This window comes from Amycolatopsis vastitatis, assembly GCF_002234595.1.
Lineage (GTDB): Bacteria > Actinomycetota > Actinomycetes > Mycobacteriales > Pseudonocardiaceae > Amycolatopsis > Amycolatopsis vastitatis.
This window is the reverse complement of record NZ_NMUL01000005.1, coordinates 408,866-424,836: the sequence shown is the minus strand read 5'-3', so window position 1 is coordinate 424,836 and position 15,971 is coordinate 408,866. Positions and strand designations below refer to the sequence as shown.

The following is a 15,971-nucleotide window of genomic DNA, read 5'->3' as shown; positions in this document are numbered from 1 at the left end:
GAAGGGCGGCTCCCCTCGGGGAACCGCCCTCCTGCGAACCACTCAGCCGAGATCAGTCGTTCTCGGCTTCGCCGCCCTGCTCCTCGTGGCCGGCGCCGATGCTGACCGGCGGGGCGTCCGGGATCGACGACGGACGGCGCTCACCGCGGAAGGTGAACTTCGCCTGGTCGTCCTTGTCCTCCGGGTTGCCGCTCCAGCCTTCGACGTCGACCAGGATGATCTGGCCGGGCTCGACCTCGCCGAAGAGGATCTTCTCCGACAGCTGGTCCTCGATCTCGCGCTGGATCGTCCGGCGCAGCGGCCGGGCACCGAGCACGGGGTCGAAGCCGCGCTTCGCGAGGAGGGACTTCGCCTTCTCGGTCAGCTCCAGCTCCATGTCCTTGGCCTTGAGCTGCGTCTCCACGCGGTTGATCATCAGGTCGACCATCATGATGATCTGTTCCTTGGTCAACTGGTGGAACACGATGATGTCATCGATCCGGTTCAGGAACTCCGGGCGGAAATGCTTCTTCATTTCCTCGTTGACCTTCTGCTTCATCTTCTCGTACCGGGTGCCGGTGTCGTTGCCCCCGGCGAACCCGAGCGAGACGGACTTCGAGATGTCCGACGTACCCAGGTTGGACGTGAAGATGAGGACCGTGTTCTTGAAGTCGACCGTGCGACCCTGACCGTCGGTCAGGCGGCCGTCCTCCAGCACCTGCAGGAGCGTGTTGTAGATCTCCTGGTGCGCCTTCTCGATCTCGTCGAACAGGACCACCGAGAACGGCTTGCGACGCACCTTCTCCGTCAGCTGGCCGCCCTCTTCGTAGCCGACGTAGCCCGGAGGGGCACCGAAGAGCCGCGAAGCGGTGTAGCGGTCGTGGAACTCACCCATGTCGATCTGGATGAGCGCGTCGTCCTCGCCGAACAGGAACGAGGCCAGCGCCTTGGACAGCTCGGTCTTACCGACACCGGACGGGCCGGCGAAGATGAACGAGCCCGACGGGCGCTTCGGGTCCTTCAGACCGGCACGCGTACGGCGGATCGCCTGCGAGACGGCCTTGACCGCGTCCTCCTGGCCGATGATGCGCTTGTGGAGCTCGTCCTCCATGCGCAGCAGCCGGGTGGTCTCCTCCTCGGTCAGCTTGAACACCGGGATGCCGGTCCAGTTGGCCAGCACCTCCGCGATCTGCTCGTCGTCGACCTCGGCGACGACGTCGAGGTCGCCGTCCTTCCACTGCTTCTCCCGCTCGCCCTTCTGGCCGAGGAGGGTCTTCTCCTCGTCACGCAGGCGGGCGGCCCGCTCGAAGTCCTGCGCGTCGATCGCGGACTCCTTGTCGCGGCGGACGTTCGCGATCTTCTCGTCGAACTCGCGCAGGTCCGGCGGCGCGGTCATCCGGCGGATGCGCATCCGGGCGCCGGCCTCGTCGATCAGGTCGATCGCCTTGTCCGGGAGGAACCGGTCGTTGATGTACCGGTCCGCCAGGGTCGCGGCGGCGACCAGCGCCGAGTCGGTGATCGAGACGCGGTGGTGCGCCTCGTACCGGTCGCGCAGGCCCTTGAGGATCTCGATGGTGTGCTCCAGCGACGGCTCGCCGACCTGGATCGGCTGGAACCGGCGCTCGAGGGCGGCGTCCTTCTCGATGTACTTGCGGTACTCCTCGAGCGTGGTCGCGCCGATCGTCTGCAGCTCACCGCGGGCGAGCATCGGCTTCAGGATCGAAGCCGCGTCGATCGCGCCCTCGGCGGCACCCGCCCCGACCAGCGTGTGCAGCTCGTCGATGAACAGGATGATGTCGCCGCGGGTCTTGATCTCCTTGAGCACCTTCTTCAGGCGCTCTTCGAAGTCACCGCGGTAGCGGGAGCCGGCGACCAGGGAGCCCAGGTCCAGCGTGTAGAGCTGCTTGTCCTTGAGCGTCTCGGGCACCTCGCCCTTGACGATGCTCTGCGCGAGGCCCTCGACGACGGCGGTCTTGCCGACGCCCGGCTCGCCGATGAGCACCGGGTTGTTCTTGGTCCGGCGGGACAGCACCTGCATGACCCGCTCGATCTCCTTGCCGCGCCCGATGACCGGGTCGAGCTTGCCCTCGCGGGCGAGCACGGTCATGTTGCGGCCGAACTGGTCCAGCACCAGCGACGACGACGGGGTGCCCTCACCGCGGCCGGAACCGGTTTCGGTGGACTCCTTGCCGCCCTGGTAGCCCGAGAGCAGCTGCAGCACCTGCTGGCGGACCCGGTTGAGGTCCGCTCCCAGCTTGACCAGGACCTGCGCGGCGACGCCTTCGCCCTCGCGGATCAGGCCGAGCAGGATGTGCTCGGTGCCGATGTAGTTGTGGCCGAGCTGCAGCGCTTCGCGCAGCGACAGCTCCAGCACCTTCTTGGCGCGCGGCGTGAACGGAATGTGCCCGCTCGGCGCCTGCTGGCCCTGGCCGATGATCTCCTCGACCTGCTGGCGCACGCCCTCCAGGGCGATGCCCAGCGACTCCAGCGCCTTGGCGGCGACACCCTCACCCTCGTGGATCAGACCCAGGAGGATGTGCTCGGTGCCGATGTAGTTGTGGTTGAGCATCCTGGCCTCTTCTTGAGCCAGGACGACCACCCGCCTCGCGCGGTCGGTGAACCTCTCAAACATGTGCACTCCCTCGACTGCTGCGCCGGCGGCCCGTTTCCATCGTGCTTTCACCGCGATGGATTCAGCACCGTGAGACCACTCTAGTAGCCAAGCCGTCGCGCTGGCGTACCACTACGGCTCTCGGCGGTCTTTTTCGCACCCGGACAGGGGGGTCTCCCGGGTGCTTCCATCATCAGGTTGCCCTGCACCTTTACGTCAAGCCCAACGTGCGGACGGCCATACGGATTCCGCCATCCGCGCGGTGTCCGCTCACCGCGAACAGTCCGCAACTGGGGAGTACCCACTCGATTGGCGCAGCGGCGGGTTCCGTGTAAGGTTAGGCACTCCTAATCCTTACGGCGCTCGAGGAGGGCCGCGGTTGAACCAGCAGCGGTCCTTCCGTGACGCACGCGAGGTCGGCGACGGCCTCGCGTCGTCGTTGCGGCGGGTTTCGGGCCTGCAGGACCGCAGTGAGCTGCGGCAGGACGTCCCGGCGGGCTGGATCCGCTGCTCGGAGCTGCTGGACACCCCCGCGAACTTCGACGAGTGGCGCGGCCTGCTGGGCGACTGGCTGCTGCGCGAGCACTCCTCGGCACCGGCCCGCACGACGGCCAGCTGGGTGATGACGTGGTACCTGCACGTGCCGGCGTACGTCGGCGCGCTGTTGCTGCACCACGAGCGCCGGGTGCCGTCACTGAAGCCGGCGGAGCTGGCGTTCCGCCTGTCCGACGACCGCCCCCACCCGGACGGGATGGCGATCCTGGGTGACGCGTTCCACTGCCTGCCGACGGACCCGGGCTCGGCCCGCCCGGAGGCCACGGTGGTCCGCGACGAGCGAGCCCTGGCGGCGGTCCTGCGCGCCCGCTACCTGGCCCACGCGGCCCAGTTCGTCCGGGCGTACGCCCCGATCAGCAGGTTGGGCCGCCGGACACTGTGGGCCGCGGCGACGGACGCGCTGGAGAACTCGCTGTGGTGGGCGGGCCGCCAGGGCGGAACCCCGGAAGCGGAGGGCGCGGGCGTCGCCGACGCGGCGTTGGTCCTCGACGAGCGCTACCCGCCGTTGACGTCGGCATCGGCGTTGCGCCTGGTGGAGAGCCCGGACGGCCACCGAGAGTGGACGCGGCGCCGCGAGAGCTGCTGCTTTTCGTACCTGCTCCCGTCGGCATCGGAGTGCGACGGCTGCCCGCGGACCTGCTCGCGATAGCGGTCCTCAGCGCGGGTGCTTTTCTGGCGGTTCCTCTCGACTCGACGAGACCATGATCGCTACCGATGTGCTCCGCGACCTCGCGCTCGCCGTGAGCTTGGCGGTGTGATGAGGGGCTCGCCTGTCCCCCGCGGCTTCGGCAAAGTCGATCGCTGTTGTCCACATCCAAGCCGCCCTGTGGACAACCGTCAGCGCGGCCACCCCGGATCGCGCCCGGCAGCACCCAGCGCCCGCTCCAGCGGCGGCGCATCGGCAGCCACCTCGACGGCAGGCCCGTAGACGCCCATCGAACGCGCCCGCTCGCCCATGGCCACCGCCGACTCGTACACCGCCAGCGCCGCCTCCGGCGCGCAGTGCAACTCCTGCCCGCCGGCCCGTGCCAAGTCCCAGCCGTGCAGGACGAACTCGCCCAGCACCATGTCCCCGACCACCGCGGCCGGCAGGGAGGCCGTTCCCAGCGCCGTCGTGCCCGTCCACGCCGAAGGCGTCCCGAAGACGTCCGCGAGCGTCGACGTCTGCTTCTCCAAGGCCGCGCGCCAGTCGTCCCCGACCAGCGCCGCCTCGGCTTCCGCGACGGCCGGTGACGGTGGTTCTTCACGCCGTCCCGCGGCGATGAGCCACGGGCCCCAGTACAGGAGGTGGTTCAGCAGCCCGCGGACGTCGTAGCCGGCGCACGGCGTGGGCAGTGTCAGGTCGTCCAGCGCGTCCGCGACCCGGAGGAATTCGGCCGCGGCTGGGCGCAGCAACTCGGCGTTCATGCGGTGATCCAAGCCCGCGGCGGGCAAACGGTCTTGAACGAACGCGACAGCTACCGTGAGCCCGTGGCACACCGGATCCCGCGCGGCATCGTGGACGAAGCCACCGCGCGCACGATGTTCACGCTGACCAGGCACCCGCCCGCACCCGGGCTGGCGGATTTCGTCGACTACCACTGGGTCCTGCGCTGGGACCTGCGCGGCAAACCACCCCACCAGCAACGGGTGCTGCCGAACCTCGCGGTCCACGTGACGTTCTTCCCCGGCGCTTCCGGCGTCTACGGGCCGGCCCGCGACGTGTTTTCGTACTGCCTCGAAGGCCGGGTCCAGGGCTTGGGCGTGCGTTTCCGGCCCGGCTGCTTCCGCGCGTTCCTCGGCGGGCCGGTGCGTGACATCGCCGACCGGGCTGTCCCGCTCGCGGACGTTTTCGGCCCGGGGGCGCTCCAGGCCGCGGAATCGGTGCGCACGGCGGCGGGTGACGCGCAAATGGTCAGTTCGATCGACAACTTGCTGTTGGCAAATCCCGTGACACTCTCCCCGGCCGCGCGGCAGGCCGCGGAGGCGGTGGAATCAATCGCACAGGATCCGGGAATTACCCGGGTGGCGCAACTGTGTGCGGATACTGGACTAACCACCCGCTCTGTACAGCGGTTGTTCGCCGAACACGTCGGCGTCCCGCCCAAGTGGGCGATCCGGATATACCGGCTCAACGACGCCGCACAGCAGCTCGCCTCGGAAGGGCGAGCGGATTACGCCGGTCTGGCGGTTCGGCTGGGCTATAGCGACCAGTCGCACTTCATCCGCGATTTCCGGACAGTGACCGGTCAGTCGCCGGCCGAGTACGCCCGAACGGCCCGCACGGCACCCGAACGGGAACCGGACAAGGATCGGGCATGAAGAAAGCCGCCGGGCGAATTCGCCCGGCGGCCACCGCTGAAACCCCGCGTCGACGAGATTGGCCACGCCACCCGGAAGGTTACCGCTGGTCAGCGACCTGCCGGGGCCGGCATGAACAATCTTCAGTTCTTCTTGTGGTAGGCCTCGACGACCTCGGAGGGGATCCGGCCCCGGTCGGAGACCGCGTAACCGTTCTTGCGCGCCCAAGACCGAATGGCCTGGTTCTGCTCACGGTCCACGGCCGCCGGGCGGGCGGAACCCTTACCCGCGACCGGGCGCACCGAAGCGCGCTTGCGACCACCCGCACGACGCGCGTGCTCGACATACTGGGCGAGGGCGTCCCGCAGCTCCTCCGCGTTTTCCGAGGAGAGGTCGATCTGGTAGCTGACTCCGTCCAAACCGAACTCGACGGTCTCTTCCGCCTCACTGCCGTCGAGGTCGTCGACCAGCGAGACGAGCACCTTCTGTGCCATCCGATTCCTCCTGCGGGGCTTACTCAATGATCTGGTTACGGGGCGAGCCCCGGGACAGAAGACTTTGTCTAGAACATTAGTACCCGCTTCGGGAGGGCAGCGCAAATCTCATTGCCATAACCCGCGGCTATCCTCACACGGCCGGGTTATTCGGGACGCACCAGCGGGAAGAGGATCGTCTCCCGGATACCGAGACCGGTCAGCGCCATGAGCAGCCGGTCGATCCCCATTCCGACGCCGCCGCTCGGCGGCATTCCGTACTCCAGGGCACGCAGGAAATCCTCGTCCAGCCGCATGGCTTCGCTATCGCCCTGCGCGGCCAGCAGGGACTGTTCGGTGAGCCGTTCCCGTTCGACGACCGGATCGACCAGCTCGGAGTATCCGGTGGCGAGTTCGAATCCGCGCACGTAGAGGTCCCACTTCTCGGCGACACCCGGCCGCGAGCGGTGCTGGCGGGTCAAAGGCGACGTCTCCAGCGGAAAATCACGGACAAACGTCGGGGCGTGCAGATGATCTCCGACGAGGTGTTCCCACAGTTCCTCGACGAGCTTCCCGTGCCCGAGCTTCGGGTCCACTTCCAGGCCCCTGGCCTGCGCGAATCCGTGAAGTTTGGCGGCCGGGGTCTCCGGCGTCACCTCTTCGCCGAGGGAATCCGACAACGACTCGTACATTCCGAGTGTGGTCCATTCGCCGGACAGGTCGTACTCCGAACCGTCCGGAAGCGTTACGACCAACGTGTCCAGCACCGACTGCGCGGCCTCCTGGATCAGCTGCCGCGTCATCACCGCGTTCGTGTCGTAAGTGGCGTACGCCTCGTAGTACTCGAGCATCGCGAACTCCGGCGAGTGCGACGAGTCGCTGCCCTCGTTCCGGAAGTTGCGGTTGATCTCGAAGACCTTCTCGATACCGCCGACGACGCAGCGCTTGAGGTAGAGCTCCGGCGCGATCCGCAGGAACAGCTCCAGGTCGAACGCGTTCGAACGCGTGACGAACGGACGGGCCGCGGCGCCGCCGTGCAGCGTCTGCAGCATCGGTGTCTCGACCTCGGTGAACCCGCGGCGGTGGAACGACTCGCGCAGCGACCGGACCACGCCGGCGCGGGTGCGCACGACGTCCCGCGCGCGCGGCCGCATGATGAGGTCGACATACCGCTGGCGGACCCGCGTTTCCTCGGCCAGTTCCTTGAAAGCGTTCGGCAGCGGGCGCAGCGCCTTCGACGTGATGCGCCAGGCGTCGGCCATCACCGAAAGCTCGCCGCGCTTGGACGTGATGACCTCACCCTGCACGAACACGTGGTCGCCGAGGTCGACGTCGGACTTCCACGCCGCCAGCGCGTCTTCGCCGACCTTCGCCAGGCTGATCATCGCCTGCAGCTCGGTGCCGTCACCCTCGCGGAGGCTCGCGAAGCACAGTTTGCCCGTATTGCGCAGGAACATCACCCGGCCGGTGACGCCGACCTGCTCGCCGGTGGCGGTGTCGGCAGGCAGCCCGGAATGCGTGGCGCGCACTTCGGCGAGCGAGTGCGTCCGGGGTACCTCGACCGGGTAAGGATCGATACCCTCCGCGAGGATCCGGTCGCGCTTCTCCCGGCGCACCCGCATCTGCTCGGGCAGTTCGTCTTCGGCGGGCTCGCTGGTGGAAGCGGGGTTTTCGGTCATGGCCATAGGGTACGAACCCGGCCGGACGCTACGCCAACCGGATTACCTTTCCTTTCCGTCGATTAACCTGGCCTCGTGAGCGACCCCACAAGAGCGCGGCGGGCGAGTTCCTTCGGCAGCCGCGCGGCCGAGTACGCCGAGCACCGGCCCGATTACCCGCAGGAGGCGATCGAGTGGGGGCTTTCCGGGGCGAGCGGAACCCCGCGCCGGGTACTCGATCTCGGCGCCGGGACCGGCAAACTCACGCTCGGCCTCGCCGCGCTCGGGCTCGACGTCACCGCGGTCGAACCCGCTCCGGAAATGCGCGCGGAACTCGAGCGGCTCGTCCCGTCGGCGACGTCACTGGCCGGCCAGGCGGAACGGATCCCGCTGCCCGACGCCGGGGTCGACGCGGTTTTCGCCGGTCAGGCGTTCCATTGGTTCGACGAGCCCGCGGCGATGACCGAGATCGGCCGCGTGCTGCGCCCCGGCGGTGTCCTCGTGCCGATGTGGAACTACGAAGACGAATCGGTGCCGTGGGTCGCCGAGTTCGCGAAACTCGGCCGGACCGGGGTGAGCCGCGCCTGGATCGACAGCGACCGGAAGCCGGTCACGCATCCCGGGTTCGAACCCTTCGAAAGCAGCGCGTTTCACCATACGCAACGGCGCACCGCGGAAAGCCTCGCCGAAACGATCGCCACGCATTCGCATCTGATCATCGCGGATCCGGCGGAGGCGGCCGCGAGCCTGGCGAAGATCCGGCAGTTCCTGGCCGCGAATCCGCACACGGCGTCCGGCGAGTTCGACCTGCCGTTGATCACCTGGACGTTCCGCGCCCGCCGCCGCTGATTCCGCATTGACCTCGATCCAAGTGGAGGTTCCATACTGCGGTGGAGGCGGACGAAAGGATCACTCATGCGGACCGAATTCCTGCGCGGCCGTGGGCTGGGGCGGGCACTGATCTCACTGACGTCACTCGTGACGGCAGTGGGCCCGTACCGCGCCGACTGGAACGAGACCCACGTGTACAACCCGGCCTGGCCACCGCACGCGAAGTTCCACAACGGCCAGACGATGAGCCTCGGGCTCGCGCTCGGCGTCACGAGCCTGTGGCAGCTGTGGCGAGCCCCGGGTTCGGCGCGGGCGAGCCTCGACGCCGGGGCGGTGCTGGCGTCGCTGTACTGGCTGACGCAGATCTCCGCGCTGGCGTACCCGGGCTCGAAGGCCGTGGACCCGGACCGCGGGGAAGGGTTCCCGCAGGCGAAGGTGGCTTTCCCGGCGTTGGCGGTGACGGCGTTGGGGTATGTGCTGGAACGGCGCCGGCTGGCCCGCGGCTGAGCCCCTGAAAGCAGCGCCCGCCCCGGAACCCTCCCTGGCAGGGTCCCCGGCAAAGGTCATAGCGCACCCTTTTCAGGTGCCTCACCGGCATGAACAGCACGTTGACGACACAACCGGCACCCCACCCAGACCCCCTCCCCGCAACCCCGATACGAAGCCGAAACACGGACGGTAGTGCCGGGTCAAGGCACGCTTTCCCGCCTTGACGCGGTACTGCCGTCCGTAGTCACAATCCGGCTTCGGGGTGGTGGGCCAACAACCAGGGGGCCTCAAGCACGGATGTTGCGTTCGTAGACCAGCCGCAGCCCGAGCAACGTCAGGTCCGGGACGTGGTCGGTGATCGTCTCCGACTCGCCGATCACCAGCGGGGCCAGGCCGCCCGTCGCCAGCACCGCCACCGGTTCCGTCCCGCCCGGCGAAAGCTCGCGGACGATCCGCCGGACAAGCCCGTCCACCTGGCCCGCGAAGCCGTAGAGGATCCCCGACTGCAGGCACTCCACCGTGTTCTTGCCGATCACCGACCGCGGCGGCACCAGCTCCACCTTCCGCAGCGCCGCCGCGCGCAACGCCAGTGCGTCCACCGAGATCTCGATTCCCGGCGCGAACGCCCCGCCGAGGAACTCGCCGCGGGCCGAGATCGCGTCCACGTTCGTCGACGTGCCGAAGTCGACGACCACGCACGCCGTGCTGTGCAGGTGGTGCGCGGCCAGCGTGTTCACCAACCGGTCCGCGCCCACCTCCTTCGGGTTGTCCACGAGCAGGGCCACGCCCGTGCGCACGCCCGGCTCGACGACGATCTTCGGCACCTTCGCGTAGTACCGCGACAGCATCACGCGAAGCTCGCGCAACACCGCCGGCACCGTCGACAACGCGCTGATGCCGCTGACCGCGTCCGCGTGCGGGCCGAGCAGGCCGCGCACCGTCAACGCCAGCTCGTCGGCCGTCATGCGCGCGTCCGTGCGCATCCGCCAGTCACCGACCAGTGTCCGGCCGGACCACAGCCCCAGGACGATGTTCGTGTTGCCGACGTCGACGGTGAGCAGCAAGCGGGTCAGCTTTCCGCGTGCAGCAACGCGTCGAGGCGGCGGGCGTCCGCCGTCTCGGCGACCGGGAACACCGCCGCTTCCTCGTCGAGCGGCAGCGTCACCGTGCCGGACAGCAGCCCGGACCCCTCCGGCGCGTGGCCGGGGTCGGTGTACCGGTGGACGATCCGGTTGTCCGCGTCGACGAACACCACGCGCGGTTCGTACGTCGCGGCCTCGGCGTCGTCCATCTGGCCGTACGAAATGAGGATGACCAGGTCACCCGGGTGCACCAGGTGCGCCGCGGCGCCGTTGATGCCGAGCACCCCGCTCCCGCGCTCACCCTTGATGACGTAGGTCTCCAGGCGCGCCCCGTTGGTGACGTCCACAATGGACACCTGTTCCCCCGGCAGCAGGTCCGCGGCCTCCATCAGGTCCTCGTCGACCGTCACTGAGCCGACGTAGTGCAGGTCGGCCTGGGTGACGGTGGCCCGGTGGATCTTCGACTTGAGCATCGTGCGGTACATCGTGGACTCCTATTCCCCTGCGTCCAGCCGCTCCGGGTGTTCGACGGCAGCGCCGAGCAACACCGGAACGTTGTCGATCAGCCGGGTACTCCCCACCCGGGCCGCGATCAACAGTCGTGCTTCACCATCGACGGGCGCGGGCCCGAGGTCGGTTCCCCTCAACTCCAGGTAATCCACCTCGACCGCGGGACGCGCCGCGAGGGTCTTCCACGCGGTCTCCAGGACCGCGTCCGCACCGTCCCGGCCGACGAACGCCCCCGCGGTGAGGGCGGCCGACAGGACGATGGCGTCTTCGCGCTGTTCAGGCGTCAGGTAGACGTTGCGGGACGACAGCGCCAGCCCGTCCCGCTCCCGCACGGTCGGCACGCCGATGACGTGCGTGTCGATGTTCAGGTCCCGCACCATCCGCTTGATCAGGACCAGTTGCTGGTAGTCCTTTTCGCCGAACAGGGCGTAGTCCGGGCGGAGCAGGTTGAACAGCTTCGCCACGACGGTGAGCACGCCGGCGAAGTGGCCGGGCCGGACAGCGCCCTCCAGTTCCTCGCCGAGCGGGCCGGGGTGCACGGTCACCGCGGCGCCGTCGGCGTAGAGCGCGTCGGCGCTCGGTGTGAACGCGATTTCGACGCCGTCCTCGCTCAGCACGGCGAGGTCGTTCTCCAGCGGCCGCGGGTAGGCCTCGAAGTCCTCACCCGCGCCGAACTGCAACGGGTTGACGAAGATCGAGGTGGCCACGACGTTGTTGGGCAGCCGCTTCGCGCGGCGGATCAGTTCGCGGTGGCCGGCGTGCAGCGCGCCCATGGTCGGCACGAGCGCCAGCTTGCGGCCGACGCCGTGCAAGGCCCGGCTGACCTGGCTCACCTGCTCCGGCGAGGAGAACGTGTTCAGGGTGCCGCGGCTGAATTTCGGTGTGGTCACTGGTCTGGATGCCCTTCGGCGGGATCGTCGAGGAGTTCGGTGAGGTCTTTGGCGGCCGCGGTGTCCAGCAGCCCGGCAGCCGTCGAACGCGCCACCGTGCGCTTGGCCAGCGCCCGGTAGGCCGGCGCCACGTCCGGCGCCCGGTCCGCCAGTACCGCGAGGTGCTTGCGGACGGTGCCGAGATCGCCACGGGCGACCGGGCCGGTCAGCGCGCGGTCGCCGTGCCGGAGAACATTATCCAACGCCGCCGAAAGCAGCGGCGCGACCAGGCGCTCCGGCTGCTCGATTCCCGCCTCCCGCAAGGCTTCCGCGCAGTCGGCGACCAGCGTCATCAGGTGGTTCGCGCCGTGGGTCAACGCAGCGTGGTAGAGCGCTCGCGCGGAGTCGGGGATCCGCACCGGCTCCGCGCCCATCTCGACGGTGAGCGCTTCGCCGACGTGCCAGGCCGCCTCGTCGTCCGCGGCCGCCGTGACGCCGATGCTGCACGCCGCCAGCCGCTCGAGGTCCTCCTCGCGGCCGGTGAACGTCATCACGGGGTGCAGCGCGAGCGGCAGCGCTCCCGCCTCGGCCACCGGCGCCAGGACGTCGATGCCGTGCGCGCCGGAGGTGTGCACGACGATCTGCCCGGCCCGGACCGACCCGGTCGCGACGAGCCCGCGGACCATCCCGGCCAGCGCGTCGTCGGGGAGGGCGAGCAGCACCAGATCGGCCCGGCTCACGGTCTCGTCGGGCGGCAGGAGGGGCACGTCCGGGAGGAGGCGTTCGGCGCGGGCCAGCGACGCGCCGGACAGGCCCGACGCGGCGACCACCGTGTGCCCCGCCCGGGCCAGCGCGGCGCCGAGCACGCTGCCCACCCGGCCGGCGGAAACGACACCGACCGCGAGGCGGGCGGGCCTCATCATGGCGTGCGCCTGTGGACGCTCATGGTTCGCAGACTCCCTCTGCTCTCGTTCCAGTCCCGCTCCGGGTACCGGACGAACGGCGCGAGACTAACTCGATCGAGCGCGCCGCGTTGAGCCCGGGTGACCAGCTTCACCCGGACCGGGTCACCCTCGGGCGGCCTCGTCGGCGAGGCGCGTGGCCTCCGCCCGGGCGGCCTTCAAGGTGCGCAGCAGCTCCTGCTGGCGCTGCCGGTCGGTCTCGCTGGTGAGCTGGTGCCGGTCGAGGAACGCGAGCTCCGTCACGCTGGCCTGGTAGACGGCCACGGCCTTCGCGGCCTGCTTGCCCGACTGCCGTTTCGCCTGGCGGCGCCAGGCACGGCGCCCCGGCAGGCTGGCCAGCAGGTCGACCTCCGACGGCGCTATCCAGCGCGCCGCCGCCATGTGCGGCAGCGCCGTGGCGATGATCCGCTGCTCCCGCTTCCGCTGCAGGATGACCAGGTAGACGACGCCGAGGAACAGCGGCAGCATGATCAGGAAGTACACGGTGAGGAACTTCGACCCGCCGAGCAGCGCGGCGCTGTTCCACAGCGCGTGCAGGCTGACCGCGGCCAGGTAGCCGGCGAGCGGCGCGATGACCTTCAACGCCTTGGCCGTCGTCCGCGCGGCGATGCCGATCCCGATGCCGGTGAGCACCGCGAACAGCGGGTGCGTGAACGGCGCGAGCACGCCACGCAGGAAGAACGCCGTGATGACGCCCTGGCTGTGCCCGTCGCCGAAGCCGTAGTCGGCGAACGCGCGGCCGAAGTAGTAGATGTTCTCGGTGAAAGCGAACCCCGCGGCGCTGAACCCGGCGTAGACGACGCCGTCCACGACGCCGTCGAACTCGCTGGAGCGGCGCCAGAGGATGAGCACCACGAACAGCGCCTTCGCGGCCTCCTCGACGACGGGGGCGGACACCAGCGCGGCGAGCGTGTTGCCGTGGCCGGTGCCGAGCAGCTCGTCACCGACCGCTTCGGCGGTGGTGTTGATGAGCAGCGCGGTGATCGTCGCGATGCAGGCGCCCCAGGCGAAGGCGAGCAGCAGGAACTTCGCGGGCTCGGGCTCCCAGCGGTCGACCCACAGGAACCCGGCCACCACGCCGGCGACCGGCACGAGCGCGGCCAGCACGCCGATCGTGACGGCGAGCGGGCCGACCCGCGCCGTGGCGAGACCGAACAGGAACAGGCCGCACAGGGCCACCACGATCAGCCCGAGCACCGGCAGCAGCACGGTGATCCGGCGAGGCCGCCGTCCGCGATCCAGTCCCGTCGCGGGCGAGAGGGTTCCGCTCACAGCCGGTCACCCTACGCAGACCGGACAAAGACCGGAACGCCACCTCGCGCCTCGCCACGCCCGAGGTGGCGTTCGACACGTCGAGTCGGCACCGGAGCGGTTCAGTCCTCGGCGCGCCTGCGCCGGCGCGGCGTGGCCCCGGTGCCGCCGTTCGCCGCCAGCAGCTCGCTCACCGAACGTCCCGCGGCGTGCGAACCGCTGCCCGGAGCGGGCTCGGCGGCGCGACGGCCGTTGTGCGCGCCGTGCCCGTTGCCGTTGCCGTTGTTGCCGTTGTTGCCGTTCTGCTCGATGTCCGCCGGGTCGACCGGGGCCATGTTGCGGCGGGACAGGGACGCCCGTTCGGCGACCATGCCTTCCCAGGCCGGCGGCTCGCCTTCCGGGCGACGGCGGCGGCCGCCACCCGCCGGCTCCGGCGCGGGCACCGCGGGCATCTGCTGGGAGTCGTCCGGCTTGCGGCGACGGCCACCGGACCGGCCCTGGAAGTTGCGGACCGACTCCGGCAGCGTCGGGTTCACCGGCGGCGCTTCGGCCTGGGCGGCTTCCACGGGCGCGCGGTGCGAACCGCTGTGCCGGGACGCCGGCTCCTCCAGGGCAGGCGACATGTCGGCTCGCGAGAACTGCTCCAGCCGCGACGGACGGCGGCCGTCGGCGGCCGGGACCGGCGTGGTCGGCGGCACCACCGGAGGCAGGTTCGTGCGCGACTGCTGCCGCGGCGACGAGCCGTTGCTCGGCACCGGCGTCGTCGCCGGGACGGGCGGGAGGTTGGTGCGCGACGCCGCGGCGTCCCGCGGCATCGGCGGCTTGGCCTGCTGTTCTTGCGGCATTGGCGGCATTGGCGGCTTCGGCCGGTGCGGCCGCTGCCGCTCGGCGAAGTCGTCGCGGTTCTGGAAGGCCGCGCTGAGGTCCTTCACCGGGCGGATGTCCGACCGCGACATCTCCGACGGCTTCGGCGGCGGCACGTTGGCCGCCGGACGGGGCGGCGCCGGACGGGGCGGCTCGGGCGCCTTGCGGGGATCCGGGCGCACGCCGTTCGGCTGGCCACCGACGCGGGGGATGTCCGGCCGGGACATCTCGACGCGCGGAATGTCCGGACGCGACATCTCGACCCGGGGAATGTCCGGACGCGACATCTCCACACGAGGAATGTCCGGACGCGACATCTCCACACGAGGGATGTCAGGCCGCGACATCTCCACGCGAGGAATGTCCGAACGCGACACCTCCGCCGGCCGGATCGCCGGACGCGACATCTCCACGCGGGGGATGTCGGGCCGCGACATCTCGACCCGCGGAATGTCCGAACGCGACATCTCCACACGAGGAATGTCCGAACGCGACATCTCCGCGCGGCGCGCGGGCGGCGGCTCGGGACGGCGGATCTCCGTATTGGGCTCCGGGCGGCGGATCTCGGTCTTCGGCTCCGTGGGGCGGCGGATCTCGGTCCTGGGGTCGACGGGCCGGGGCACGTCACGGCGCGTCGGCTCGGCCGCGGCTTCCGGACGTCGCTCGGGCTGTGACGCGGCCACTTCATCCGGCTTCGGCAGGCGCATGGGTTGTGACTCGGCCTGGCGGCGGGCCGCTTCGGCGCGCAGTTCGGCGGCCTTCAGCTCGCGCTGCGCGGCGTTCAGCGCCGGGTCGACCGGCGGCACCGGCGGACGGCGCTCGCTCAGCGGCTTCGGCCGCGCGATCTGCTGGGTGCTCTGCGCGGAGACGTTCGCCGGCGCCTTCGGGCCCGGCTTGCCGCCGAAGCCCTTGCCCTTGCCGAGGCCCTTCCCGTTCGACGCCTTGCGGCGACGCTCGTCGAGCACGCGGTCGATCAGCTCGGTCGGCCGTTCGCCGCCCTCGACCACCGGCTTCTTCCCGGCCATCAGCTGGGCGGGCTTCTTCTTCGGCGCGTTGTCGGGGATCATGCGGTTCTCGTCGGACAGCTTGCGCATCCGGGTCGCCTGCGCGGTCAGCGCGACGCGTTCGAGCAGCACTTCGCCGCCGAACAGTGATTGGAGGCTGTCGCGCAGGGCGGACACTTCGGCGCGCAGCGCCGCCAGTTCCTCGCGTTCCTTGGAGTCGGCCACGTTGGTCTTCTCCGCCTCCATCTCCAGCTCGTACTCGCGCCGGGCCGCGATCTCGCGTTCCAGCTCCAACTCGTACACAGCCTGCGCCTCGGCGACCGCGTCCTCGCTCTGTGCCGCGCTCTTGCGGTACTTCACGGCGAGGAATGCGCCGATCAGGGCGGCCCAGAGGGCGGCGACGATCCCGAGCCGGAGATAGCGGAGATCGTCGCTGAGCACCAGTGCGAGGGTGGCTCCGATGGCGAGGACAAAGCCGACGACAAGCCACGGCCTGCCCAGTAGGCGGCCGCGCGAGTCGTCACCCACGCCGGTCATGACTGACACCGTACCT

The 15,971-nt window shown here is 70.0% G+C and carries 14 protein-coding genes; 4 read left to right on the top strand and 10 right to left on the bottom strand.

The genetic code is table 11. From position 1 onward, the window contains the following. Positions 1 to 52: 52 nt before the first annotated feature. Positions 53 to 2,611, bottom strand: a complete 2,559-nt coding sequence (locus CF165_RS05665) for an ATP-dependent Clp protease ATP-binding subunit (RefSeq protein ID WP_093946315.1) — start codon at positions 2,609 to 2,611, stop codon at positions 53 to 55. Positions 2,612 to 2,969: 358 nt separating this feature from the next. Here CF165_RS05665 and CF165_RS05660 point away from each other — a divergent pair, with 358 nt between their 5' ends. Continuing rightward, positions 2,970 to 3,794, top strand: coding sequence for a (2Fe-2S)-binding protein (locus CF165_RS05660; RefSeq protein ID WP_093946314.1), 825 nt, complete (start codon positions 2,970 to 2,972; stop codon positions 3,792 to 3,794). A 188-nt stretch (positions 3,795 to 3,982) separates the two neighbouring features. Here CF165_RS05660 and CF165_RS05655 read toward each other — a convergent pair whose 3' ends face one another. Continuing rightward, on the bottom strand, positions 3,983 to 4,552 hold the full coding sequence (locus CF165_RS05655; protein ID WP_093946313.1) for a TIGR03086 family metal-binding protein: 570 nt from the start codon (positions 4,550 to 4,552) through the stop codon (positions 3,983 to 3,985). Between the two features lie 33 nt (positions 4,553 to 4,585). On the opposite strand from CF165_RS05655, the gene CF165_RS05650 reads away from it, so the two are divergent. Continuing rightward, a complete protein-coding gene (locus tag CF165_RS05650) occupies positions 4,586 to 5,446 on the top strand; it encodes a helix-turn-helix domain-containing protein (protein ID WP_093946312.1) in 861 nt (286 codons plus the stop codon). Between the two features lie 122 nt (positions 5,447 to 5,568). Here the strand turns inward: CF165_RS05650 and CF165_RS05645 are convergent, their stop codons facing one another. Then, positions 5,569 to 5,919: a histone-like nucleoid-structuring protein Lsr2 gene (locus tag CF165_RS05645; RefSeq protein ID WP_020641935.1), complete on the bottom strand. Its 351-nt coding sequence runs from the start codon at positions 5,917 to 5,919 to the stop codon at positions 5,569 to 5,571. Between the two features lie 146 nt (positions 5,920 to 6,065). Then, a complete protein-coding gene (gene lysS / locus CF165_RS05640) occupies positions 6,066 to 7,577 on the bottom strand; it encodes a lysine--tRNA ligase (protein ID WP_093946425.1) in 1,512 nt (503 codons plus the stop codon). Positions 7,578 to 7,652: 75 nt separating this feature from the next. On the opposite strand from lysS, the gene CF165_RS05635 reads away from it, so the two are divergent. Further along, positions 7,653 to 8,405 carry a class I SAM-dependent methyltransferase gene (locus CF165_RS05635; protein WP_093946311.1) on the top strand — a complete coding sequence of 251 codons (753 nt, stop codon included), beginning with the start codon at positions 7,653 to 7,655 and terminating at the stop codon, positions 8,403 to 8,405. A gap of 66 nt (positions 8,406 to 8,471) precedes the next feature. Next, a complete protein-coding gene (locus CF165_RS05630; RefSeq protein WP_093946310.1) occupies positions 8,472 to 8,894 on the top strand; it encodes a DUF6640 family protein in 423 nt (140 codons plus the stop codon). 269 nt (positions 8,895 to 9,163) lie between these two features. Here the strand turns inward: CF165_RS05630 and CF165_RS05625 are convergent, their stop codons facing one another. The 6 genes from CF165_RS05625 to CF165_RS05600 all read right to left on the bottom strand — a co-directional run bounded on the left by CF165_RS05625 (position 9,164) and on the right by CF165_RS05600 (position 15,955). Next, positions 9,164 to 9,940 (bottom strand): type III pantothenate kinase, encoded by a 777-nt coding sequence (locus CF165_RS05625; protein ID WP_093946309.1) that lies wholly within the window; start codon positions 9,938 to 9,940, stop codon positions 9,164 to 9,166. A gap of 5 nt (positions 9,941 to 9,945) precedes the next feature. Beyond that, positions 9,946 to 10,443 carry an aspartate 1-decarboxylase gene (panD, locus tag CF165_RS05620; protein ID WP_093946308.1) on the bottom strand — a complete coding sequence of 166 codons (498 nt, stop codon included), beginning with the start codon at positions 10,441 to 10,443 and terminating at the stop codon, positions 9,946 to 9,948. Between the two features lie 9 nt (positions 10,444 to 10,452). After that, positions 10,453 to 11,358, bottom strand: a complete 906-nt coding sequence (gene panC / locus CF165_RS05615) for a pantoate--beta-alanine ligase (protein WP_093946307.1) — start codon at positions 11,356 to 11,358, stop codon at positions 10,453 to 10,455. After that, the gene (locus CF165_RS05610; protein ID WP_439098492.1) at positions 11,355 to 12,314 is read right to left on the bottom strand and encodes a Rossmann-like and DUF2520 domain-containing protein; all 960 of its coding nucleotides are present in this window, start codon (positions 12,312 to 12,314) and stop codon (positions 11,355 to 11,357) included. Before CF165_RS05610 ends, panC begins: the two co-directional genes overlap by 4 nt. Before the next feature lie 90 nt (positions 12,315 to 12,404). Beyond that, a complete protein-coding gene (locus tag CF165_RS05605; protein WP_093946305.1) occupies positions 12,405 to 13,508 on the bottom strand; it encodes a PrsW family intramembrane metalloprotease in 1,104 nt (367 codons plus the stop codon). Positions 13,509 to 13,672: 164 nt separating this feature from the next. After that, positions 13,673 to 15,955 (bottom strand): DUF6779 domain-containing protein, encoded by a 2,283-nt coding sequence (locus CF165_RS05600; protein WP_093946304.1) that lies wholly within the window; start codon positions 15,953 to 15,955, stop codon positions 13,673 to 13,675. Positions 15,956 to 15,971 lie beyond the last annotated feature (16 nt).